The organism is Cupriavidus necator, assembly GCF_040578825.1.
Taxonomy (GTDB): domain Bacteria; phylum Pseudomonadota; class Gammaproteobacteria; order Burkholderiales; family Burkholderiaceae; genus Cupriavidus; species Cupriavidus necator_E.
Genome location: NZ_JBEFLI010000007.1, coordinates 122,676 through 146,444 on the forward strand (window position 1 = coordinate 122,676; position 23,769 = coordinate 146,444).

General features: G+C 65.8%; 18 protein-coding genes and 1 other RNA gene. 9 read left to right on the plus strand and 10 right to left on the minus strand.

Annotated elements, in window-relative coordinates:
• Positions 1–8 precede the first annotated feature (8 nt).
• Positions 9–677 (minus strand): (d)CMP kinase, encoded by a 669-nt coding sequence (gene cmk / locus AB1I47_RS06295; protein WP_354682905.1) that lies wholly within the window; start codon positions 675–677, stop codon positions 9–11.
• 133 nt (positions 678–810) lie between these two features.
• Between cmk and AB1I47_RS06300 the strand changes: the two genes are divergently transcribed.
• Entirely contained in the window at positions 811–1,059 is a 249-nt protein-coding gene (locus AB1I47_RS06300) for a DUF2061 domain-containing protein (RefSeq protein WP_354682906.1), read from the plus strand.
• Here AB1I47_RS06300 and aroA read toward each other — a convergent pair.
• The 7 genes from aroA to gyrA form a co-directional block, all read right to left on the minus strand.
• On the minus strand, positions 1,049–2,353 hold the full coding sequence (aroA, locus tag AB1I47_RS06305) for a 3-phosphoshikimate 1-carboxyvinyltransferase (RefSeq protein ID WP_354682907.1): 1,305 nt from the start codon (positions 2,351–2,353) through the stop codon (positions 1,049–1,051). The two genes, AB1I47_RS06300 and aroA, sit on opposite strands and share 11 nt — an antisense overlap.
• A 67-nt stretch (positions 2,354–2,420) precedes the next feature.
• Positions 2,421–3,320, minus strand: coding sequence for a prephenate dehydrogenase (locus tag AB1I47_RS06310; RefSeq protein WP_354682908.1), 900 nt, complete (start codon positions 3,318–3,320; stop codon positions 2,421–2,423).
• 112 nt (positions 3,321–3,432) lie between these two features.
• Positions 3,433–4,560 carry a histidinol-phosphate transaminase gene (gene hisC, locus AB1I47_RS06315; RefSeq protein ID WP_354682909.1) on the minus strand — a complete coding sequence of 376 codons (1,128 nt, stop codon included), beginning with the start codon at positions 4,558–4,560 and terminating at the stop codon, positions 3,433–3,435.
• A 28-nt stretch (positions 4,561–4,588) separates the two neighbouring features.
• The gene (gene pheA / locus AB1I47_RS06320) at positions 4,589–5,749 is read right to left on the minus strand and encodes a prephenate dehydratase (protein ID WP_354682910.1); all 1,161 of its coding nucleotides are present in this window, start codon (positions 5,747–5,749) and stop codon (positions 4,589–4,591) included.
• Between the two features lie 101 nt (positions 5,750–5,850).
• On the minus strand, positions 5,851–7,008 hold the full coding sequence (serC, locus tag AB1I47_RS06325; protein ID WP_354682911.1) for a 3-phosphoserine/phosphohydroxythreonine transaminase: 1,158 nt from the start codon (positions 7,006–7,008) through the stop codon (positions 5,851–5,853).
• Between the two features lie 147 nt (positions 7,009–7,155).
• On the minus strand, positions 7,156–7,719 hold the full coding sequence (locus AB1I47_RS06330; RefSeq protein ID WP_354682912.1) for a DUF2059 domain-containing protein: 564 nt from the start codon (positions 7,717–7,719) through the stop codon (positions 7,156–7,158).
• A gap of 102 nt (positions 7,720–7,821) precedes the next feature.
• Complete coding sequence (gyrA, locus tag AB1I47_RS06335; RefSeq protein WP_354682913.1) at positions 7,822–10,473, minus strand: DNA gyrase subunit A; 2,652 nt, start codon at positions 10,471–10,473, stop codon at positions 7,822–7,824.
• A 433-nt stretch (positions 10,474–10,906) separates the two neighbouring features.
• Here gyrA and ompA point away from each other — a divergent pair, with 433 nt between their 5' ends.
• From ompA to AB1I47_RS06365, 6 genes are all read left to right on the plus strand, one after another.
• The gene (gene ompA / locus AB1I47_RS06340; RefSeq protein ID WP_354682914.1) at positions 10,907–11,563 is read left to right on the plus strand and encodes an outer membrane protein OmpA; all 657 of its coding nucleotides are present in this window, start codon (positions 10,907–10,909) and stop codon (positions 11,561–11,563) included.
• Positions 11,564–11,688: 125 nt separating this feature from the next.
• Positions 11,689–12,435 (plus strand): bifunctional 2-polyprenyl-6-hydroxyphenol methylase/3-demethylubiquinol 3-O-methyltransferase UbiG, encoded by a 747-nt coding sequence (gene ubiG / locus AB1I47_RS06345; RefSeq protein WP_354682915.1) that lies wholly within the window; start codon positions 11,689–11,691, stop codon positions 12,433–12,435.
• On the plus strand, positions 12,432–13,106 hold the full coding sequence (gene gph, locus AB1I47_RS06350) for a phosphoglycolate phosphatase (RefSeq protein ID WP_354682916.1): 675 nt from the start codon (positions 12,432–12,434) through the stop codon (positions 13,104–13,106). The genes ubiG and gph overlap by 4 nt, the downstream gene beginning before the upstream one ends.
• Before the next feature lie 84 nt (positions 13,107–13,190).
• Positions 13,191–13,549, plus strand: a transfer-messenger RNA (tmRNA) gene (ssrA, locus tag AB1I47_RS06355).
• 195 nt (positions 13,550–13,744) lie between these two features.
• On the plus strand, positions 13,745–14,146 hold the full coding sequence (locus tag AB1I47_RS06360) for a hypothetical protein (protein ID WP_354682917.1): 402 nt from the start codon (positions 13,745–13,747) through the stop codon (positions 14,144–14,146).
• 130 nt (positions 14,147–14,276) lie between these two features.
• Positions 14,277–15,302 carry a fimbrial protein gene (locus AB1I47_RS06365; RefSeq protein WP_354682918.1) on the plus strand — a complete coding sequence of 342 codons (1,026 nt, stop codon included), beginning with the start codon at positions 14,277–14,279 and terminating at the stop codon, positions 15,300–15,302.
• A 28-nt stretch (positions 15,303–15,330) separates the two neighbouring features.
• Here the strand turns inward: AB1I47_RS06365 and AB1I47_RS06370 are convergent, their stop codons facing one another.
• The gene (locus AB1I47_RS06370; protein ID WP_354682919.1) at positions 15,331–15,840 is read right to left on the minus strand and encodes a cyanophycin metabolism-associated DUF1854 family protein; all 510 of its coding nucleotides are present in this window, start codon (positions 15,838–15,840) and stop codon (positions 15,331–15,333) included.
• Positions 15,830–18,130, minus strand: a complete 2,301-nt coding sequence (locus AB1I47_RS06375; protein ID WP_354682920.1) for a cyanophycin metabolism-associated ABC transporter — start codon at positions 18,128–18,130, stop codon at positions 15,830–15,832. Before AB1I47_RS06375 ends, AB1I47_RS06370 begins: the two co-directional genes overlap by 11 nt.
• Before the next feature lie 237 nt (positions 18,131–18,367).
• Here AB1I47_RS06375 and cphA (AB1I47_RS06380) point away from each other — a divergent pair, with 237 nt between their 5' ends.
• Together cphA (AB1I47_RS06380) and cphA (AB1I47_RS06385) are read left to right on the plus strand one after the other, a co-directional pair.
• A complete protein-coding gene (gene cphA / locus AB1I47_RS06380) occupies positions 18,368–20,995 on the plus strand; it encodes a cyanophycin synthetase (RefSeq protein WP_354682921.1) in 2,628 nt (875 codons plus the stop codon).
• 45 nt (positions 20,996–21,040) lie between these two features.
• Positions 21,041–23,614, plus strand: a complete 2,574-nt coding sequence (cphA, locus tag AB1I47_RS06385; protein WP_354682922.1) for a cyanophycin synthetase — start codon at positions 21,041–21,043, stop codon at positions 23,612–23,614.
• The last annotated feature ends 155 nt before the right edge of the window (positions 23,615–23,769 follow it).

Sequence of the window (23,769 nt, forward strand, 5' to 3'; positions counted from 1 at the left end):
TACGCATTTCATGCATCGGACCGCACAGCGGCAAACCACTCCAGCACCTGCGCCACTGCCTGGTCCACCGTCATGTCGGAGGTATCCAGCAGCTTTGCATCCTCGGCGGGACGTAGCGGCGCGGCGGTGCGGGTGCGATCCCGTGCATCGCGCGTCTCAAGGTCACGCAAAAGGTCTTCGATATTAGCAGAAATTCCCTTATCAATCAATTGTTTATAGCGCCTGCGAGCACGCGCTTCAACACTTGCCGTCAGGAACACTTTCAACTGGGCATCCAGGAAGATCACGGTGCCCATGTCGCGCCCGTCCGCCACCAGCCCCGGCAGCTTGCGGAAGCTGCGCTGCAGCTGGGTCAGCGCGTCGCGCACCGGCTGGTGCACGGCGATGGCCGAGGCCCGGTTGCCGATCGCCTCGGCCCGGATCGCCAGGCTGACTTCCTCGCCCTGCAACCAGACCCGGTCAGGGCCGAACTTCACATCGAGGCGGGAAGCGATCTTTGCAAGGGTGTCCACGTCCGCCAGGTCGACGTCCATGCGGTCGCTGGCCAGCGCCACCAGCCGGTACAGCGCCCCGCTGTCGAGCAGGTGAAAGCCCACGGCATCGGCGACCTTGTGCGCGACAGTGCCCTTGCCGGAGGCGGTTGGCCCGTCAATGGTGATGACGTTGACGATAGTCATTACTTATGGCACCCACAGAAACGATTGATTGTTAATTCTATTGCGAATCATTATCATTTGATTCATGGCGCTGCGCCCGCGCAAGCAGCAGGCGCAGCGCAAACATCCAGTATCGGTCGCGAGGCAAACTACCATGGCAAAAACCCTGACGTTCGGCATCATGCACCTCGGCATCGCGTTCAGCGTGACGTATGCCCTGACTGGCAGCCTGGCCATCAGCGGTGCCATCACCTTCATCGAGCCGGCCGTCAACACCGTGGCGCACTACTTCTTCGACCGCTACTGGGAGAAGCGAGAAAGCCGTGAGCGCCGCCAGGCGGTGGCAGCTTCACGCGACGGCGGCACGGAACCCCGCGCCACCGGCAATCTCGTCAGCGCGTGACGCCCGCAAACACGCTGAAGTAATCCGGGAACGTCTTCGCCACGCAGCCAGGATCGTTGATCCGCACCGGCAGCGGTCCGAAAGCGGCCAGCGAGAAACACATCGCCATGCGATGGTCATCATAGGTGCCAATGCCGTCGGCCGGGGTCTGCCATGGTTGGGGAGGCGTCACACGCAGGTAATCGGCCCCTTCTTCCACGACTGCGCCAAGCTTGCGCAGTTCCGTCGCCATGGCCGAGATGCGGTCGGTTTCCTTGACGCGCCAGCTCGCGATATTGGTCAGCGTGGTGGCGCCCTCGGCGAACAGCGCCGCCACCGCCAGCGTCATCGCCGCATCGGGAATATGGTTGCAATCCAGTTCGATACCGTGCAGGCGACCGTCGTCGCGTTCCGTGCCGCGCACTTCGATCCAGTTGTCGCCCGCCATCACATTGGCGCCCATGCGGTTGAGCGCCTCGGCAAAGCGCACGTCGCCCTGGATGCTGGCCATGCCCACGCCTTCCACGCGCACCGGGCCGCCGCCGATTGCGCCGGCCGCCAGGAAATACGACGCGGACGAAGCATCGCCCTCCACGAAGATCTCGCCCGGCGACTTGTAGGCGGCGCCGGCGGGCAACACGAAGCGCTCCCAGCCCTGCCGCTCGACCTCGATGCCGAAGCGCGCCAGCAGGTTCAGCGTGATCTCGATATACGGCTTGGAGATCAGCTCGCCCACTACCTCGATCTCGATCCGGCCGCTGTCGCTTTGCGCCATCGGCAGGCTCATCAGCAGCGCGGTCAGGAACTGGCTCGAGACATCGCCGCGCACGCGGATCGGCGCATCGATGCGGATGCTGGCCGGCTGGATATGCAGCGGCGGGAAGCCTTCATTGCCAAGGTAGCCGATCACCGCGCCCACCTGGCGCAGGCCGTCGACCAGGTCGCCGATCGGCCGCTCGTGCATGCGCGGCACGCCCGACAGCTTGTAGCTGCCGCCCTGCAGCGCGAGCGCGGCGGTCAGCGGGCGGATCGCGGTGCCGGCGTTGCCCATGAACAGGTCGGCCGACTTGTTCGGGAAATCGCCGCCGGCGCCGGTGACGATGTAGTCGTTGCCGTCCTGGCGCCATGCCACGCCCAGCGTGCGCAGCGCCTGCAGCATCACGCGCGTGTCGTCGGAATCCAGCAGGTCGCGCACGCGGGTCTCACCGGTGGCCAGCGCCGCCAGCAGCAGCACGCGGTTGGAAATGCTCTTCGAGCCCGGCAGCCGGATAGTGCCGGAGGCGCGGGTCAGGGGGCCTAGCGTCAGGTGTTCCATGGTCTTGGTGGGCGCCCGTTGGCGCCACGGTCAGGCAATTCGGTCGGGCGGCGGCAGGCGCTGCCGCTCAGGGTTCGATATTGTTGTTGCCCGCGGCGCGCTCGGCGCCCCAGGCCAACCGGGTCTTGCTGGCGCGCGTGAAGAGGCGTTCGAGCGCGTCGCCGTCGCCCTTCTCGATCTGCGCCTTCAGGTGCGCCAGCACCGACTGGTAGGTATTCAGCTCGCGCAGCAGCGCTTCGCGGTTGGCCACGCAGATGTCGCGCCACATCTCCGGCGAAGACGCCGCGATGCGCGTGAAATCGCGAAAGCCGCCGCCGGCAAAATCCAGTTTCAGCGGCGCGTCTTCCGCGTTGGCCACCTGCGCCACCAGCGCGAACGACAGCACGTGCGGCAGGTGGCTGACCGCGGCGAACACCGCGTCGTGCTGCACCGCCGACATCACGTGGCACTGCGCGCCGGCGCTTTCCCACATGGCACGCACCGCGGCCACATCGGCGCGCGCGTTTTCCTGCAGCGGGCACAGCACGGTCTTCTTGCCGACGTACAGGTCCGCCAGCGCGGCCTCCACGCCATTGAGCTCGCGCCCCGCGATCGGGTGCGCCGGCACGAACTGCGCGGCCTTGTCGCCCAGCGCGGTCTTGGCGGCCATGATCACGTCGGACTTGGTGCTGCCCGCATCGGTGACGATGGTGCCCGGCTCCAGGTGCGGCTCCAGCGCATGCAGCAGCGCGAAGTTCTGCGCCACCGGCGCGCACAGCACGATCATGCTGGCGCCGCGCGCGGCGTCCGCCAGCGTCGCCGCTTCGTCGATCACGCCAAGGTCCAGCGCCTTCTGCAGCGAAGCGGGCGAACGCCCCACGCCGACCACCGTGCCGGCCACGCCGGCGCGCTTGAGCGCGAGCGCGAGCGAACCGCCGATCAGGCCGACGCCGACAATGACAACACGGGAAAAATGCAAAGCACTCACAATCTCAGGCCGCAACGGGCGGTAGCTCGGATCAGACCGAGGTTTAATCGATGACTGGCGCAGCGGCAGGCGCACGCCCGCCGCGAAACGCCGGCGATTGTAGCGGCTGCGCTTACGCCAGCGCCCGCTCCAGCGCCGCGATAAAGGCTGCGTTCTCCTCGGGCAGGCCGATGGTCACGCGCAGCCAGCGCGGCAGGTTGTAATTGCCGACCGGGCGCACGATCACGCCCTGCTTCAGCAGCGCCAGGTTCACGCGCGCACCGGCGCCATCGTCATCGCCGACGCGCACCAGCACGAAGTTGCCCGACGACGGCACGTACTCGAGCCCGAGGCGATCGAACGCCCCGGTCAACTGCGCCTTGCCGGCACGGTTCAGCTCGGCACTGCGGCGCAGGAATTCGCTGTCGCCCAGCGCAGCTACGGCCGCGGCCTGCGCCACGCTGTTGACGTTGAACGGCTGGCGCACGCGGTTGAGAAGATCGGTCAGCTCCGGCTGCGCCACCGCGTAGCCGACGCGCAAGCCCGCCAGGCCATACGCCTTGGAGAACGTGCGCGACACCAGCAGGTTGGGATAGCGGCGCACCCACGCGACCGAATCGTATTGCTGATCCGCATCGAGGTATTCGTTGTACGCCTCGTCCAGCACCACCACCACATGCGCCGGCACCCGTTGCAGGAAGGCCTCGATCTGCGCGGCCGGCACGAAGGTGCCGGTGGGATTGTTCGGGTTGGCGATAAACACCAGGCGCGTGTCCGGCGCGATCGCCGCGGCCATCGCGTCCAGGTCATGTCCATGGTCGCGCGCGGGCACTTCGATCGCGCGCGCGCCGATTTCCTGCGTCGCCAGCGCGTAGACCGCGAACGAGAACTCCGCATAGACGATCGACTGGCCGGGCTCGACCAGCGCATGCGCGGCCAGCTCCAGGATGTCATTGCTGCCATTGCCGAGCGTGAGCCATTCCTCCGGCACGCCGAAGCGCGCCGACAGCGCGGCCTTCAGCACGAAGCCGTTGGAGTCGGGGTAGCGGCCCAGATCGGCCACCGCGTCGACCACCGCGCGGCGGGCCGAGTCCGGCATGCCCAGCGGGTTCTCATTGGAAGCGAGCTTGACGATGCCGGCTTCATCCAGGCCGAACTCGCGCGCGACTTCGGAAATCGGCTTGCCGGCGATATACGGCGAAATCGCACGCACATAGCCGGGTCCGAACACCACGCGGCCTTGCTTGCCTTGCTCTGCCATCTCGTCTCCTTGTTCTTGCCTGGCGGATTTACTTGCTCGACGGATACGAGCCCAGCACCTTCAGGTAGGCCGCGTTGCGGCGCAGCTCCTCGATGGCACGCGCCACCGCCGGCTCATGCTGGTGCCCTTCCACGTCGACGTAGAAGTAGTACTCCCACGCGCCACTGCGCGCCGGGCGCGATTCGAAGCGGCACATCGACACGCCGTTCTCGGCCAGCGGCGCCAGCAGCTGGTACACCGCGCCCGCCTTGTTCGGCACCGACAGGATCATCGAGGTCTGGTCGCTGCCCGACGGCTCGGTCTCGTAGCGGCCGATCACGGCAAAGCGCGTGCGGTTGTGCGGATCGTCCTGGATATGCGTGCGGACGATATGCAGGTGGTAGCGGTTGGCCGCGGACTCGCCGGCGATCGCCGCCACGGTCGGATTTTCGCTGGCCATGCGCGCGGCCTCGGCATTGCTCGACACCGCCTGGCGCTCCAGGTGCGGGTAGTTGGCCGTCAGCCAGTGCTGGCACTGCGCCAGCGCCTGCGCATGCGCGCGCACCACGGTCACGCCCTGCATGTCAGGCGTGGCAGCCATCAGGTTGTGGTGCACCTTCAGCGCGATCTCGCCACTGATCTTCAGCGAAGTCTGCAGGAACAGGTCGAGCGTGCGCGACACCGCGCCCTCGGTCGAGTTTTCCACCGGCACCACGCCATATTCGACCGTGCCCGCTTCCACCGCGCGGAACACTTCGTCGATGCTCGGGCAAGCGACGCCCGACACCTCATGGCCAAAGTGCGCATACAGCGCCTGCTCGGAAAAGGTGCCGGCCGGACCCAGGAAGGCCACTTCGAGCGGCTTTTCCAGCCCGCGGCAGGCGGACATCACCTCACGCCAGATCGCGGCGACGCTTTCGCCAAGCAGCGGGCCAGGGTTGGCGCCCTGCACCTTGCGGATGACCTGCAGCTCGCGCTCGGGGCGAAACACCGGCGCGCCGTACTTCTTCTTGACCTCGCCCACCTCGAGCGCCAGTTTGGCGCGGTGGTTCAGCATGGCCAGCAGTTCGCGGTCCACCGTGTCGATCTGCTCGCGCAGCGGCGCCAGCTCGACCGACAGCTTGCGCTCGGCCTCGCTCAGGTGGTTGCCGTTGGCTTGGTCGTCAGGCTGCGTCTCCTCGCGCGCAGGGGTGCTGTCTTGGCTTGTCATTGTATGAATCCGTTGGGCCGCCGGGGGCGGCGGCCTGAGAAAACCTGTCCCGCGCCAGCCGGCGCGATGCCTTGCGCGCGGGCGGGCTGCGGCAATGCGCGTCAGGCGGACGTGCGCTCGAACTCCCGCATGAAATCGATCAGGGCCATCACGCCTTCCAGCGGCATCGCGTTGTAGATGCTGGCGCGCATGCCGCCCACGGTCTTGTGCCCCTTGAGCTGCACCAGGCCATTGGCACGCGCCTGCGCCAGGAACGCTTCGTTGCGCGATTCGTCGCCCAGGAAGAACGGCACGTTCATGCGCGAGCGGCAGCTCGGATGGATTTCGTTGCGGTAGAAATCGCTCTGGTCCAGGAAGTCGTACAGCGCTGACGCCTTGGCGATATTGCGCTGCTCGATCGCCTGCACGCCGCCCTGGCGCTTGAGCCATTTGAAGACCAGGCCGGCGATATAGATCGCGTAGGTCGGCGGCGTGTTGTACATCGAGTTGTGCTCGGCCACCAGGCGCCAGTTGAACGCCGATGGGCACAGCGGATGCGCATGTCCGATCAGGTCTTCGCGCACGATCACGATGGTGACGCCGGCCGGGCCGATATTCTTCTGCGCGCCGCCGTAGACCACCTGCACGCGCGACCAGTCGATCGGGCGCGACAGGATATGGCTGGAGGCATCGGCCACCACCACGCGCTTGCCCTTGACCTGGCCGATATCGGGGATCTCCTGGAACTCGACGCCGACGATGGTCTCGTTGGTGCACAGATGCACGTAAGCGGCGTCATCGGACAGCTTCCAGCCGGCGACCGCGGGAATGCTGTGGAATTTCTCGTGCTCGTTCGACGCGGCGATATTGACCGTGCCGTAGCGGCGCGCTTCCTGCTCGGTCTTGACTGACCAGGTGCCGGTGACCACGAAATCCGCCTTGGGCTGTTCGGCGCTGCGCAGGCGCATCAGGTTCAGCGGCACGATGGCATTTTCGCCGATGGCGCCGCCCTGCAGGAACAGCACGCGGAAATTGTCGGGGATATGCAGCAGTTCGCGCAGGTCCGCGATCGCTTCGGCCTGGATGCCTTCGAATTCGCGGCTGCGGTGGCTCATCTCCATCACCGATACCCCGGTCCCATGCCACGACAGCATCTCTTCGGCCGCCTGTTGCAGCACTTCCGCGGGCAGCGCCGCCGGGCCTGGCGAGAAGTTGTAGACGCGTTCGGCCAATGCACGCTGCATCATGCCGGCGAGGGCGGGATTCTGGGGATCGTTCATGAGGAGGGGAATGGAAAAATGGCTGCCGGTGTTACCCAAGCAGCCATTATCCCTCAAACCCGCGCCCCGTTGGGCACCCGGGGCCGGGCCCCGGTGTCGCACCCGCCTGCAAGGTTGCAGCCGGGCGGCGACGCGATCAGACTTGGATCACTTCGACGCGGCGGTGATTTCCTTCTCCGCGGCATCGCGCATCGACTTGCCGACCTGCGGGCCGTACTTCTGCATCATCGAGCCCCAGATCTCCTGGGTCGCCTTGCCCTGGTTCGCCATGAACTTCTGACCGGTCGGCGACTTCAGGAACGTGGTCAGGTCCTTGATTTCCTGCGTCGAGTAGTACTTGCCGAAGGCATCGTAGTGCGCCTGGATCGCGTCCTTGCGGAAGCCATCGGTATTGAACGCCGTGCCGGCGCCATCCACCATGCGTTGCACCGCGCCGTTCTTCTTCAGCTTCTCGACCGCGGCTTGCTTCTGCTTGTCGTTCAGGGTCTTGTTCTCGACCAATACCTGCTCGAGCACCAGCGGCGCTTCCTGCTTGGCGCCTTGCTGCCAGTTCTCGGCCTGGCCCTTGACGGCCTGGTCTGCCTGCATGACGGAAAGCAGTTCCTTGATGGCTGCCGTCTTGTCCGCGTCCTGGGCGTGTGCGTGCTGCGCCATCATGAAAGTCGGAACGAAAGCAGTCAGAACAGCGATACGTCGAAAGGTTTTAAACATTGTGACTCCCTGGTAAATACGTCCGTTTTAGTCGGACAGCCGCGAGGCGAGTTCCGGCTGGCGTCCTATTGTTGCAACAATTTACGATTGGCTACGAATGGCTTACGGATTGGCGTCCGCTCCGGCGGCGCCATCGGCCTCTTCCGCCTCTTCGGCCCCGTTGCCGTTATCGGCATCGCTTTCTACGATGCGCTGCAGCCCGGACAGCTTGGTGCCCTCGTCAACGTTGATCAGCGTAACGCCTTGCGTAGCCCGGCCCATTTCCCGGATTTCGCCCACGCGGGTCCGGATCAGCACGCCGCCGGTGGTGATCAGCATGATTTCGTCTTCGGGTGAAACCAGTGCCGCCGCCACCACGCGGCCGTTGCGCTCGCTCGTCTGGATCGCGATCATGCCCTTGGTGCCCCGGCCGTGTCGAGTGTACTCGGCGATGGGGGTACGCTTGCCGTAGCCGTTCTCGGTCGCGGTCAGCACACTGCCGCGAGTGCTGGCTTCGGCCACTTCCGCGGTTTCCGCCGGCGCCACCAGCATGGCGATCACGGTCTGACCATCCTCGAGGTTCATGCCGCGCACGCCGCGGGCCTGGCGACCCATCGGGCGCACGTCGTTCTCATCGAACCGCACCGCCTTGCCGGCGTCGGAGAACAGCATCACGTCATGCTGGCCGTCCGTCACAGCCGCGCCGATCAGGTAATCGCCCTCGTCGAGGTCGACCGCGATGATGCCGGCCTTGCGGGGGTTGGAGAACTCGGTCAGCGCCGTCTTCTTGACCGTGCCGCGAGCGGTGGCCATGAAGATGAAGTGTTCGGCGTCAAACTGGCGCACCGGCAGGATCACATTGATCTTCTCGCCTTCGGAAAGCGGAAACATATTGACGATTGGCCGGCCGCGCGAATTGCGCGAACCCTGGGGCACCTCGTACACCTTCAGCCAGTACAGCCGGCCGCGGTTGGAGAAGCACAGGATGTAGTCGTGGGTGTTGGCCACGAACAGCGTATCGATCCAGTCGTCTTCCTTGGTCGCCGCCGCCTGCTTGCCGCGCCCGCCGCGCTTCTGGGCGCGGTACTCGGAAATCGGCTGGCTCTTCATATAGCCGCTGTGCGACAGCGTGACCACCATGTCCTGCGGGGTGATCAGGTCTTCGGTGTCCAGCTCGGTCGCGTTCAGCTCGATCTGCGAACGGCGCTCATCGCCAAATTCGGCGCGGATCGCCGTAAGTTCGTCGACGATGATGGTAGTAATGCGCTCCGGCCGTGCCAGGATATCCAGCAGGTCGGCGATTTCCGCCATGATGTCGCGGTATTCCTGAACGATCTTGTCCTGCTCGAGGCCGGTGAGGCGTTGCAGGCGCATTTGCAGGATTTCCTGCGCCTGGCCGTCCGACAGCCGGTACAGGCCGTCCGCCTGCATGCCGAACACCGCGGGCAACCCGTCCGGGCGATACGAGGCGCGGCCACCAGGGGTTTCCCCTTCGGCGCGGGCGAGCATGTCGCGCACCAGGGCGGAATCCCACGCCTTGGACATCAGTTCCTGCTTGGCGATCGGCGGAGTCGGCGCGGCCTTGATGATCGCGATGAACTCGTCGATATTGGCCAGCGCCACCGCCAGGCCTTCCAGCACATGGCCACGCTCGCGCGCCTTGCGCAGCTCGAACACCGTGCGCCGGGTCACGACCTCGCGGCGGTGCGCAAGGAAGTACTCCAGCATCTGGCGCAGGTTCAGCAGGCGCGGCTGGCGGTCGACCAGCGCCACCATGTTCATGCCGAAGGTGTCCTGCAACTGGGTGTTCTTATATAGGTTGTTGAGAACGACCTCGGGCACCTCGTTGCGCTTGAGCTCGATCACCACGCGCATGCCGGACTTGTCCGACTCGTCGCGGATATCGGAGATGCCCTCGATCTTCTTCTCGGTCACCAGCTCGGCAATGCGCTCCAGCAGCGTGCGCTTGTTCACCTGGTAGGGCAGCTCGTCGACGATGATCGCCTGGCGCTGGCCGCGGTCGATGTCCTCGAAGTGCGTCTTGGCGCGCATCACCACCCGGCCGCGGCCGGTGCGGTAGCCTTCGCGCACGCCCTGAATGCCATAGATAATCCCGGCGGTCGGAAAATCCGGAGCCGGAATCAATTCAATCAGTTCGTCCACCGTTGCCTGCGGGTTGCGCAGCAGGTGCAGACAGCCGTCGACGATTTCATTCAGGTTATGCGGCGGGATATTGGTGGCCATACCCACCGCAATACCGGAAGAACCGTTGATTAGCAGATTGGGAATACGGGCCGGCAGAATCGAAGGCTCTTTTTCAGAGCCGTCGTAGTTGCTGTCGAAATCGACGGTTTCCTTGTCGATATCGTGCAGCATCTCGTGCGCGATTTTCGCCAGGCGAATTTCGGTATAACGCATGGCCGCGGCGTTATCGCCATCGACCGAGCCGAAATTGCCCTGGCCGTCGACCAGCATGTAGCGCAGCGAAAAGTCCTGCGCCATGCGCACGATGGTGTCGTAGACTGCCGTATCGCCGTGCGGGTGGTACTTACCGATCACATCACCGACGATACGCGCCGACTTCTTGTAAGGCCGGTTCCAGTCGTTGTTAAGCTCGTGCATCGCAAACAGCACGCGCCGGTGCACCGGTTTCAGGCCGTCCCGCACATCGGGAAGCGCGCGCCCGACGATCACGCTCATGGCGTAATCGAGGTATGAGCGGCGCATTTCCTCTTCTAGGGAGACCGGAAGGGTTTCTTTTGCGAATGGATCCATTGCGGCGTGGTTTATGCGGCAGGTTTAAGCGAATGACTAGCCCTTTTGCGCCTGGCGCCGGACGGCGCCTGACGGCTGGGCAACGTGCCATTCTAACATGCCGGCACCCCCGCCCCGCCCTCTCCGGACAGCGCCGCGGGACGCGCCCGCGGGCCTGTGCCAAAACCCGGAAACCCTGATGCCACAAGGCTTTGCGGGCGACACAAGAGCTATGTTGCACAAACACCACAGGCCCAAAACCCATGGGGCGAATCGAATATATTTACTTCTTAGGAAACGACCCTTGTGGCACAATTCCCCAGCGAAGAGCCAGACATTGTTCGAAGTGGAGCATCCACCACATCGAGAATGTTATACTCCGAAGAATGTATGACTTGTTTTCGTCCATTTGCTCGCAGTAACCCTGCGGTGATCTCATCCTGAGAGGAGAAATATGAAAAAATTTGCCAAGCTCGCGCTCGTTGCAGCTACCGCAGTAATGGCTGCATCCGCTCAAGCCCAGTCCGTCCCCTATGAAAAGAAGGCAGTGAACGACAACTGGGGCAACGGTACGAGCGAGTACGTGTGGAAGAATGGCACGAACGAGCTCTGCTGGCGCGACAGCTCCTGGACTCCGGCCACCGCCAACGCCCTGTGCGACGGCGCCCTGGCCCCCGCAGCCCCGGCCGCTCCGGCACCGGCTCCGGTGGCACCGCCGGTCGTGTCGAGCGAGAAGGTCACTTTCGCTGCTGACACCCTGTTCGATTTCGACAAGGCCGTGCTGAAGCCCGAAGGCAAGGCCAAGCTGGACGACCTGGTCTCGAAGCTGCAAGGCATCACCCTGGAAGTCATCATCGCCGTTGGCCACACCGACGCGTTCGGTTCGGACAAGTACAACGATCGCCTGTCGATCCGTCGTGCTGAATCGGTCAAGGCTTACCTGGTGAGCAAGGGCGTTGAAGCCAACCGCGTCTACACCGAAGGCAAGGGCAAGCGCCAGCTGAAGGTCGATCCGAAGTCGTGCAAGGGCAACCGCAAGGCCCAGATCGCCTGCCAGCAGCCGAACCGCCGCGTGGAAGTCGAAGTGGTCGGGACCCGCAGCGCACGTTAATCGGATCCTTTCCGATCAAAAAAGGCCCAGCGCAAGCTGGGCTTTTTTTTTGGTACAGTTGCCCGAACGCCCCTTCCTCCTCCCCCTTATCACGCCGGCGCGGCTCGCTGCCGGCCCTGCATACGATGACGTTGCAATCGCAAACCCTGTCCGCCAGCCTGGATCCGCTGCGCCGGAATGCCGACCCCAAGGAAATCGACAAGTTCAGCGAACTGGCCCACCGCTGGTGGGACCCGCAGAGCGAATTCAAGCCGCTGCACGAGCTGAACCCGTTGCGGCTGGGCTGGATCGACGGCATTGCCGGCCTGGCCGGCAAGCGCGTGGTCGACGTGGGTTGCGGCGGCGGCATCCTGTCCGAGAGCATGGCGCGCCTGGGGGCCCATGTGCGCGGTATCGACCTGTCGACCAAGGCGCTGAAGGTGGCGGACCTGCACAGCCTGGAATCCGGCGTTATCGTGCACTACGAGGAGATCGCCGCAGAAGCACTGGCCGCACGCGAACCGGCCAGCGTAGACGTGGTGACTTGCATGGAGATGCTCGAACACGTGCCGGATCCGGCGTCGATCGTGCGCGCCTGCGCCACGCTGGTAAAGCCCGGCGGCCATGTCTTCATCTCCACCATCAACCGCAACCTGAAGGCCTACCTGCTCGCCATCGTCGGAGCCGAGTACGTCCTTAACATGCTGCCGCGCGGCACGCATGACTACGACAAGTTCATCGCCCCGTCGGAGCTGGCGCGCTTTTCCCGCGAGGCCGGCCTGGACCTGATGGAGATGCGCGGCATTACCTACAACCCGCTGTCCCAGGTGTATTCGCTCAGCCGCGACACCGATGTGAATTACCTGATGGCATTTCGCCGGGTGGCGGCATGACGCAGAACATCGCCGCCGTCTTCTTCGACCTCGACGGCACGCTGGCCGACACCGCGCCGGACCTCGCCGCCGCCGCCAACCGGCTGGTGGTGGAGCGTGGCCACGCGCCCGTCTCCTATGAAAAGCTGCGACCGGTCGCCTCGCACGGCGCGCGCGGCCTGCTGGGCGCCGCTTTCGGCCTGCGCCCCGAAGATGCCGAATTCCCTGCGCTGCGCGACACGTTCCTCGACTACTACGAAGCCGATATCGCGGTGCACACGCGCCTGTTCGACGGCATGCCGCAGGTGCTGTCGGCGCTGGAAGCTGCGGGCATCCCGTGGGGCATCGTCACCAACAAGATCGCCCGCTTCACGGTACCGCTGGTGGCCGCCATCGGCCTCGCGCCCCGTGCCAGCGCCGTGGTCAGCGGCGACACCACGCCGCACGCCAAACCGCATCCTGCCCCACTGCTGCACGCCGCCGCCTGCGCCGGCGCCGATCCGCACCATTGCATCTATGTCGGCGACGACCTGCGCGATATCCAGGCGGGCAAGGCTGCGGGCATGATCACCGTCACCGCCGCCTACGGCTATTGCGGCGAAGGCGAGCCGCCCGAGGCGTGGGGCGCCGATCATCTGGTGCACCACCCCGCCGAGCTGATCCCGCTGCTCTTTCCCGCGGCCGTCACCTGATTGCGCCGCCCGCGTCACTCCCGGCTTTCGCGGAACTCACCGAGACAGCTGCCGTCGAAGGGGGTACAATCCAGCTTCCTCACTGGGGCCGACCTGGTTTCGACGTGGGTTACAAAGCAGTGGAGGGCATACCGAGGACCCGTCACCTCGTTAATCAATGGGAATGCAATAACTGCTAACGACGAACGTTACGCACTGGCCGCTTAATTGCGGCCGTCCTCGCACTGGCTCGCTGACGGGCTAGGGTCGCAAGACCACGCGAGGTCATTTACGTCAGATAAGCTCCGGAAGCGTCACGAGTCTGGGGACGAAAATTTAGTGACTCGCCGTCGTAGAGCGTGTTCGTCCGCGATGCGCCGGTTAAATCAAATGACAGAACTAAGTATGTAGAACTCTCTGTGGAGGGCTTGCGGACGCGGGTTCGATTCCCGCCGGCTCCACCAGTACACCACCCCCGGCACCAAGCTACGCCAGGGGGCGATTCAACGGGCCTTCGGGCCCGTTTTTCGTTGGCGCGCCAGCGCCGTGCATCGCTGCGCCGCCACGCGCCAGCGCGCGCCATCGAACAACCGTAAAGGTGCTGCGCCGGTACCGCGAGCGACTACAATAGCCGGTTGCATTTCTCAATGCCCCTCGCCATGTCAAATCATCCCCGCTTCACCATCAACCGCTCAATGGTCGCACTGATCCCGGAGCAGCCGTTCCTGGACTGGATCCTGGCGGTCGACCCGCAGCCGGTCCCCGGGCTCACGCTCGAACACGTACGCGAAGACCAGAGCGTGTTCCTGGTGCCCGAAGAACTGGCCGATACGCAGGAGAACGCGGTGCGCTGGGTCGAGAAGCGCTGGCAGCCATTCTTCGAGTTCATGCTGGGCGAGTGGTTCGACGACTCGCTGTGGCCCGAAAAGCTCACGCTGAAGATGTTCCGCACCTGGTTCAGCGTGCACTACTCCTCTATGGTGTTCGACATGGTGCCGGACGTGCCGGTGATGCACGAGGACTGGGACGAGGATGACGACTCGCCCGACATGCTGCACTAAGCCCGGCCCTCCTCCGGAACGCCTTGTATGTGCTCCACCCGTCCAGACAGGTGTAACCAGGATTATTCCGACCATTGGCGTGGCACGGTGCCGCTAGAGTTGGTTCATCTCCAACCGGACGCCTGTCATCATGATCGGAACCTCTCTGCCGCGCACGCTAGAACGCGCACTGAAACACTGGCTGCTGGTGCTGGCATGCCTGGCCGCACCGCACTTCGCGCATGCCGCGTGTACCTCCACGCCGGCCATGCCCTACCTGCAAACCATGAACAACATGGCGGTGGTGGTCAACCTCGCCGTGGGCAGCACCATTCCCGGCACGGTCCGCTACTACACGTTCAGCGGCAAGTGCGCGGTCGTACCGCCCTATGTGTACGCCGGTGCGCCGATCATCTCCTGCTACTACGGCTCCGGCAGCGAGGTCATGCCCGGCGTCTATTCGACCGGCGTAGCGGGCATCGGCATCCGCCTGCGCAATGCGGCAGGCCAACCGATGACCAATGCCGCCGGCTTCAATTGCGATACGCGCGCCGCGAACCTGGGCTACGTCAATCCGGACATGACTTATTCCGTTACGGTGTCCATCGAGTTCGTCAAGACCGGACCCATCTCGGCCGGCAACCTCGACCCTACGCAGACACGCTTTGGCTTCGGTGTTTACAAAGGATCGGTCGAGGGCGGCCTGGGTGGTACCAACAACTACATCGGCTTTAGCGGCAGTGCGTCGCCGCGCGAAATCGCCTGCAACACCAGCTATCCGCCGGTGGTGAACCTGCCGCCGGTCAGCGCCAGCGTGCTCGCGGTGCAGGGCTCGGCAAACAATACGCCCTTCGCGATCCAGCTCACCTGCAATGGCGCGGCACTGGTCGGCATGACGCTGGACGCAGGCGGCGGCACGCCAGTCATGTCGGCGCCGAACGGCATCTTCGGCATCGACAACGCGGGCGCGGCCGGCATGGCCAGCCGCGCAGGGGTGCAGATCGTCAATGAAAGCGGCACCGCGCCGGTGCCGCTGCAGGTGCGCACCGCCATGGGCAATATCGCGGCAAACGTGCCTGCCACTTACCGCTTCGGCGCGCGCTATGTCGCGTTGGGCGGCATGCCGACACCAGGCCTGATATCGAGTTCGATGGTGTTCACACTGGACTACCAGTAGCACAGCCGGCGCGCGCGCAGGCCCTGACTTACAGGAAGCGGTCCAGGATCTTGCGGCTGTGCTTGTCCAGCGCCGTCAGGTCGCGGATCAGGTAGTGAATGCCGTGGCTGTCCGACACCAGCAGCGTGCTGGCCGCCAGGCGCCGGATCGCCTCTTCGCCGCGCAGCACCAGCGAGGTCCGGCCGCGGTCGGTCTGCACCGTCCACACGCTGGGCGTGGCATAGGTCGACACCTCGACGATGCGCTCGATCTCTGGCATGAATTCGCGCGAAGCGAGTTCTTCCTCGATCAGTACGCGCTCGGCATACGGCAGGTCTTCCAGCCGCGGAATCCACACCACTTCATGGCCGTCGGTGCTCATCATGCCGATGCCGCCCTGCGGCGACGAAATGGGGAAAGCGCGCACCGGCACTACGCCTTCGTGGATGGTGCCGTCCGCCGCGATCAGTACCAGGCGGCCGAACGGATTGCGGTCAAGCGTGAACATGCCATCCTGCGTGGCAGCCGGTGCGTAGTCAGCGTTGTTGTCATTGGGCATTGGCGGCCTCCGGCGTTTCGGTCAGGACATCCTCTTCGTCGATCTCGTCCTCCGTATCGACATTGCGCGCCTGCGCCTGGTAGAGCTTGTAGTAGGCGCCTTCGCGCAACAGCAGCTCGTCGTGGCTGCCGACTTCGACGATCTGGCCCCGGTCCATCACCACCAGCCGGTCGGCCTTGCGCAGCGTCGACAAACGGTGGGCGATGGCGATGGTGGTGCGGCCCTGCACCAGGTTGTCGAGCGCCTTCTGGATTTCCTTCTCGGTGGTGGTATCGACCGATGAGGTGGCCTCGTCCATGATCAGGATGCGCGGGTTGATCAGCAGCGCGCGCGCGATCGAGATGCGCTGGCGCTCGCCGCCCGACAGCGCCTGGCCACGCTCTCCCACCAGCGAGTCATAGCCGTGCGGCAGCCGCAGAATGAATTCGTGCGCATGCGCGGCGCGCGCGGCCGCAATGATGTCCTCACGGCTGGCGTTGGGCTTGCCGTAGGAGATGTTGTCGGCAATGGTGCCGAAAAACAGGAACGGCTCCTGCAGCACCAGGCCGATATGGCGGCGGTACTCCGACACCGGCAGCGATCGGATATCGACACCGTCGACGCGGATGGCGCCCTCCGATACGTCATAGAAACGGCAGATCAGGTTGACCAGCGTGCTTTTGCCCGAGCCGCTGTGTCCCACCAGCCCGATCATCTCGCCCGGCGCGATCGACAGGTCGAGCCCGCGGATCACCGCGCGGTTGCCGTAGCGGAAGCCGAGGTCGCGCATGTCGATGGCGCCCTCCACCCGGTCGAGCTTCGCCGGCCGCACCGGCTCCGGCACGCTCGACACATGGTCGAGGATGTCGAAGATGCGCTTGGCGCCGGCGGCGGCCTTCTGCGTCACCGACACGATCCGGCTCATCGAATCCAGCCGCGTATAGAAGCGGCTGATATAGGTCAGGAACGCCACCAGCACGCCCACCGTGATGGCGTTGTGCGATACCTGCCAGATGCCGAACATCCACACGATCAGCAGCCCGATCTCGGTGAGCAGCGTCACCGTCGGCGTGAACAGCGACCATACCGCATTGACGCGGTCGTTGATCGCCAGGTTGTGCTTGTTGGCCTCGCGAAAACGCGAAACTTCGCGCTTTTCCTGGGCAAAGGCCTTGACCACGCGGATGCCCGGAATGGTATCGGCCAGCACGTTGGTGATCTCCGACCAGATCCGGTCGATCTTCTCGAAGCCGTGGCGCAGGCGGTCGCGCACCAGGTGGATCATCCACGCGATAAACGGCAGCGGCACCAGTGTCACCAGCGCCAGCCACGGGTTGATCGACACCAGGATCACCGCCGTCATCACGATCATCAGCACGTCGGTGGCGAAGTCGAGCAGGTGCAGCGACAAGAACACGCAGATGCGGTCGCTTTCCGAGCCGATACGCGCCATCAGGTCGCCGGTGCGCTTGCCGCCGAAATACTCCAGAGACAGCTTCAGCAGGTGCTCATACGTGGTGGTGCGCAGGTCCGCGCCGATGCGCTCGGACACCCGCGCCAGCAGGTAAGTGCGCGCCCAGCCCAGGCTCCACGCCACCAGCGCCGCGCCCAGCAGCCCGGCCAGGTACAGCTTGACCAGGTCGTAGTTGATCGGCACGCCGTTCTGGTACGGGACCAGCACCTTGTCCACCAGCGGCATGGTCAGGTACGGCGGCACCAGCGTGGCGGCGGTGGACATCAACGTCAGCAGGAAACCGGCCAGCAGCTGCCAGCGGTAGGGCCGTGCAAAGCGCCACAGGCGCAGCAGCGCCCAGGTCGACGGCGGCGTTTCCAGCTCACGGCTGCATTGCGGGCACTGCTCCTCGTCAGGCGGCAGCGGCGCCTTGCAGGTCGGACACGGCACTTCCGCGGCCGCGGCGGCCGCGCGGGTGGCTGCGGCGCTACGCCGTGCCTCGAACTGGTCCGCCAGCCGCAATGCCGCCGGATTGTAACCAAGCGTATATCGCCAGCTTGCCAGACGGCCCCCTGGACCGTTCAGCTCCAGCGTGCCCACGCCGGCGTGGTCGGTGTGGGTCAGGCGCAGGCTGGGGCCGATCTCCCATTCACGTGTCTTTTTTTCGCCCGGAGCGCGGGCAACGATGCGCTGGTCCGTCACAACCAGCCACCCTTGGGTAAAATGCAGCCTCGCGTCGAGGTCCAGTTCCAGTCCGGCCAGGACGGTTTCGCCGGGTCGGAGCCACGATCCGGCTTCGGCTCGCCAGCGCTCTTCAGCAGCGGGGATGTTGGGGGCAGGCAAGGAGGACTGGGTCATGGATGGCGCGGCGTGCGTCCAGGGGGTACGGACATAACTTGAAACAAATTTAGGCCGGGCACGCGCTGGCGGCCCGCGAATTCGCCCGCAGTATACATAACGACGAACGCGCGGGTAGCCTGATGCACTGCACAAACACTTTTAAACCAAGAAAGTCAACCCGCACAACGCTGTAACGTTACTGAAAGGTTAGGCTTCCATTTCTCGGGCATTCCGCCCACTGCCTCAAGCAAATTCATGAAAAAGAAGGACATTGAGATTTTCGATGTCATGTCGCTGCGCGGCCCGAATATGTGGACATATCGGCCCGTTTTGGAGGCATGGGTCGATATCGGGGAACTGGAGGATTTTCCCTCCAACACGATTCCGGGGTTTTACGAGCGCCTGTCCGCCTGGCTGCCATCGCTGATCGAACATCGCTGCAGCATCGGCGAGCGCGGCGGCTTCCTGCAGCGCCTGCAGGAAGGCACCTGGCCCGGCCATATCCTGGAACACGTGACACTTGAGCTGCAGAACCTGGCGGGCATGCCGGGTGGCTTCGGCAAGGCACGCGAGACTCCGGTGCGTGGCGTCTACAAGGTTATCGTACGCGCCTGGCACGAGGAAGTAACCCGCGCCGCGCTGTTCGCGGCACGCGACCTGGTCATGGCTGCGATCGAGGACCGCCCCTTCGACGTCCCCGCCGCAGTGGACCACCTGCGCCGCCTGGTCGACGAGCACTGCCTGGGCCCGAGCACCGCCTGCATCGTCGATGCCGCGGACGACCGCGACATCCCGGCGATCCGCCTGTCCGACGGCAACCTGGTCCAGCTTGGCTACGGCGCGCGCCAGCGCCGCATCTGGACCGCCGAAACCGACCGCACCAGCGCCATCGCCGAGAGCATCTCGCGCGACAAGGACCTGACCAAGAGCCTGCTGCAATCGTGCGGCGTACCGGTGCCGGAAGGCCGCATGGTCGAGTCGCCCGCAGACGCCTGGGACGCCGCGGATGACATCGGCGTGCCGGTGGTGGTCAAGCCCTATGACGGCAACCACGGCCGCGGCGTCTTTACCAACCTGATGACGCGCGAGGAAGTCGAGACCGCCTACGGCGTCGCCATCGATGAAGGCAGCGGCGTCATCGTCGAACGCTTTATCCCCGGCAACGAGCACCGCCTGCTGGTGGTGGGCGGCCGCATGGTGGCCTGCGCGATGGGCGAGACCGCCAGCGTGGTCGGCGACGGCAAGTCCACCATCGACGAGCTGATCGAGCTGCAGATCAATTCCGATCCGCGCCGCGGCAGCACCGAGGACCACCCGCTGAACCGCGTGCGGCTCGATTCGGCCGCGCGCCTGGAGCTGAAGCGCCAGGGCATGGACGGCAGTTCGGTGCCGCCGGAAGGCAAGAATGTGCTGATCCAGCGCAACGGCAACGTCGCGTTCGACGTCACCGACCGCGTACACCCGAGTGTCGCCGCGCATGCCGCGCTGGCCGCGCGCGTGGTGGGGCTGGATATCGCCGGTGTCGACCTGGTGGCCGAGGACATCTCGCGCCCGCTGGCCGAACAGCGCGGCGCCATCGTCGAGGTCAATGCCGGCCCCGGCCTGCTGATGCATATCAAGCCGGCCGAAGGCACGCCGCGGCCGGTCGGCCGCGCCATCGTCGACCACCTGTTCCCCGAGGACGACCAGGGCCGCATCCCGGTGGTGGGCGTGACCGGCACCAACGGCAAGACCGTGGTCGCACGCCTGGTGGCGCGCCTGCTGCAGTTGTCGGGCAAACACACGGGACTGGCCTGCAGCGACGGCCTGTTCCTGGACCGGCGCCAGGTGGAAAGCGGCGACCGTGCCAACTGGGAATCGGGCCACCGCATCCTGATGAACCGCGCGGTCGAAGCCGCCGTGTTCGAGAGCGACAGCGGCAGCATCCTGTCCGAAGGCCTGCCCTATGACCGCTGCCAGGTTGGCGTGGTCACCAACTTCGACCAGCCCGACCACCTCGGCGATTACTACGTCGAGGATGAAGACCGGATGTACAACGTGCTGCGCACGCAGATCGACGTGGTGCTGGACACCGGCGCCGCCGTGCTCAACGCACGCGACGAACGCCTGGTCGAGATGGCCGGGCTGTGCGATGGCGACGTGGTCTTCTTCGGCCTGACGCCGGAGCTGCCCGCGATCGTGTCGCACCGCGCCGCCGGCAAACGCGCGGTGTATCTGCGCGAAGGCAGGATCGTGCTGGCCACCGGCAGCAGCGAGACCGCGCTGGTCGACGTGGCCGCGGTGCCGCTGACCTATGCCGGCCGCGTCGCGTTCCAGATCGAGAATGTGCTGGCCGCCGTCGCTGCCGGCTGGGCGCTGGGCATCTCCAACGACCTGATCCGCGCCGGCGTGGTGACCTTCGATGTCGGCCAGGTCGACGTGCCGGGACGCTTCACGCTGTTCGAGCGCAACGGTGCCACCGTGGTTGTCGACGACGCCCACAACGCCCCCGCGCTGGAAGCGCTGGCCGCAGCGCTGGAGCGCTTCCCGGCCGAACGCCGCATGGTGGTCTACGGTGCCGGCGTGCAGCGCCGCGACGAAGACCTGGTGCGCCAGGGCAAGGCGCTGGGCCAGCATTTCGACCGCGTCTTCCTGTGCGAAGACCGCAGCGTCAAGCGTGCGCTGCCCGATGCCGAGGCGCGCGCGCTGCTCAAACAGGGGCTGTACGAGGGGCGCCGCGTCACCAAGATCATCGACGAAGGCACGCGCGCAAGCGCCATCGAAACCGCGCTCGGCCAGCTGGTGCCGGGCGACCTGCTGGTATTGCAGTGCGACGAGGCCGCCACCGGCGCCACCGTCGACCTGGTGCACCACTGGATGGGCCAGCCGGCGCGCCGCGCATAAGGCGCTGGCCGAGCTGAACCGCGCAAAGAACACGGAAACCGTTCTATGGAAGTCTCACGTATCCGGGCCCTGCGGGGCCCGAACCTGTGGTGCCGCCACACCGCCATCGAGGCCATCGTGGCCTGCCAGGACCAGGCCGATATGCTGTCGGCGCTGCCCGGCTTTGAAGACCGGCTGCGCGCCCGCTTCCCCGAAGTGGGGCCGCTGCACCCGGACGAGGAAGCCGGCGAGATGTCGCTGGCCCACGTGCTGGAAATGACGGCGCTGCGCCTGCAGGCCGCCGCCGGCTGCCCGGTCACGTTCAGCCGCACCGCGCAGACGGTCGAGCCGGGCACCTACCAGGTGATCGTGCAATACAGCGAGGAAGAAGTCGGGCGGCTCGCGTTCGAGCTGGCCGAGGCGCTGTGCCTGGCCGCGCGCGACGACACCGCCTTTGACCTGGCCGACGCGCTGCACCGCCTGCGCGAGCTGGACGAGGACGTGCGCCTGGGGCCGAGCACCGGCTCCATCGTCTACGCCGCCATGGCGCGCGGCATCCCCTACCGGCGCCTGACGCAGGGCTCGATGGTGCAGTTCGGCTGGGGCAGCAAACAGCGCCGCATCCAGGCCGCCGAGACCGACCGCACCAGCGCCGTGGCGGAATCGATCGCGCAGGACAAGGAACTGACCAAGAGCCTGCTGCATGCCGCCGGCGTGCCGGTGCCGCTGGGCCGCTCGGTGCGCAGCGCCGAAGAAGCATGGGCCGCCGCGCAGGAAATCGACGCCCCGGTGGTGGTCAAGCCGCGCGACGGCAACCAGGGCAAGGGCGTGGCGGTGCGCATCCGCACCCGCGAGGAAGTGATGACGGCCTATGAGGTCGCTTCGGACATCTGCTCCGACGTGATCGTCGAGCGCTATATCCCGGGCCATGACTTCCGCCTGCTGGTGGTGGGCAAGCAACTGGTGGCGGCCGCGCGCCGCGACCCGCCGCAGGTGACCGGCGACGGCGTGCATACCGTGCGCCAGCTGGTCGAGGAAGTGAACCGCGACCCGCGCCGCGGCGAAGGCCATGCCACCTCGCTGACCAAGATCCGCTTCGACGATATCGCGCTGGCCGTGCTGGCCAAGCAGAACCTGACCGCCGATTCCGTGCCCGCCAAGGGCACGCGCGTGGTCCTGCGCAATAACGCCAACCTGTCCACCGGCGGCAGCGCCACCGACGTAACCGACGACGTCCACCCCGACATCGCCGCGCGCGCCGTGGCCGCGGCGCAGATGGTGGGCCTGGATATCGCCGGCGTCGATGCCGTGTGCGAGACCATGCTCAAGCCGTTCGAGGAACAGGCCGGCGGCATCGTCGAAGTCAATGCCGCGCCGGGCCTGCGCATGCACCTGCAGCCGTCGTACGGCAAGGGCCGCGCGGTTGGCGAAGCCATCGTCTCGACCATGTTCGCCGACGGCGACGATGGCCGCATCCCGGTGGTGGCGGTGTCGGGCACCAACGGCAAGACCACGACCGTGCGCCTGATCACCCATATCATGGCCGCGAGCGGCCTGCGCATGGGCATGACCGGCACCGACGGCGTGTATATCCAGGGCGAGCGCGTCGACACCGGCGACTGCAGCGGCCCGCGCAGCGCGCGCAACGTGCTGCTGCACCCCGACGTCGACGCGGCCGTGTTCGAGACCGCGCGCGGCGGCCTGCTGCGCGAGGGCCTGGCCTTCGACCGCTGCGACGTGGCGGTGGTGACCAACGTCGGCGAAGGCGACCACCTGGGCCTGTCGTACATCAACTCGGTGGAGGACCTGGCCGTGCTCAAGAGCGTGATCGTGCAGAACGTCGCGCCGCACGGCATGGCCGTGCTCAATGCCGCCGACCCGATGGTGGTGCGCATGGCCGACGCCTGCCCCGGCAGCGTCACCTTCTTCGCGCACGATCCCAACCAGCCGGCCATGGCTACGCACCGCGCGCAGGGCAAGCGCGTGGTGTTCGTCGACGGCGGCGAGATCGTGGCTTCCGAAGGCGATACCGAAGTGCGCATTGCGCTGGCGGAAATCCCGCTGACGCGCAACGGCACCATCGGCTTCCAGGTCGAGAACGCGATGTCGTCGATCGCCGCCGCGTGGGCGCTGGGCATCGACTGGACCATCATCCGCCGCGGCCTGGTCACCTTCGTCAACGACGCGCAGACCGCGCCCGGACGCTTCAATGTGTTCGACTACAAGGGCGCCACGCTGATCGCTGACTACGGCCACAACCCGGACGCCATCCAGGCGCTGTGCAACGCGGTCGATTCCATTGCCGCCGAGCGGCGCGTGGTGGTGATCAGCGGCGCCGGCGACCGCCGCGACGACGATATCCGCCGGCAAACCCAGATCCTGGGCGGCGCGTTCGACGAGGTGATCCTGTACCAGGACCAGTGCCAGCGCGGACGTGCCGACGGCGAAGTGCTGGCGCTGCTGCGCGAGGGCCTGCAGGGCGCGCAACGCACCAGCAAGGTCGAGGAGATCCGCGGGGAGTTCCTGGCGATCGATACGGCGCTGTCGCACCTGAATGCCGGCGATCTGTGCCTGATCCTGGTGGATCAGGTGGAAGAGGCGCTGGGGCATATTGCGGGGCGCATCGGGCAGCAGGGGTGATTGCGCGACCGTCTCGCATGCTGGCGGTTTGCTCCCCTCTCCCGCTTGCGGGAGAGGGGCCGGGGGAGAGGGCAGGAGTTCCAAAGGCTGAGGCCGGTGGGTTAACACCATTGGCCCCGCTTGATGTGGCTCCTAGCTAGCCCACCCCTCACCCC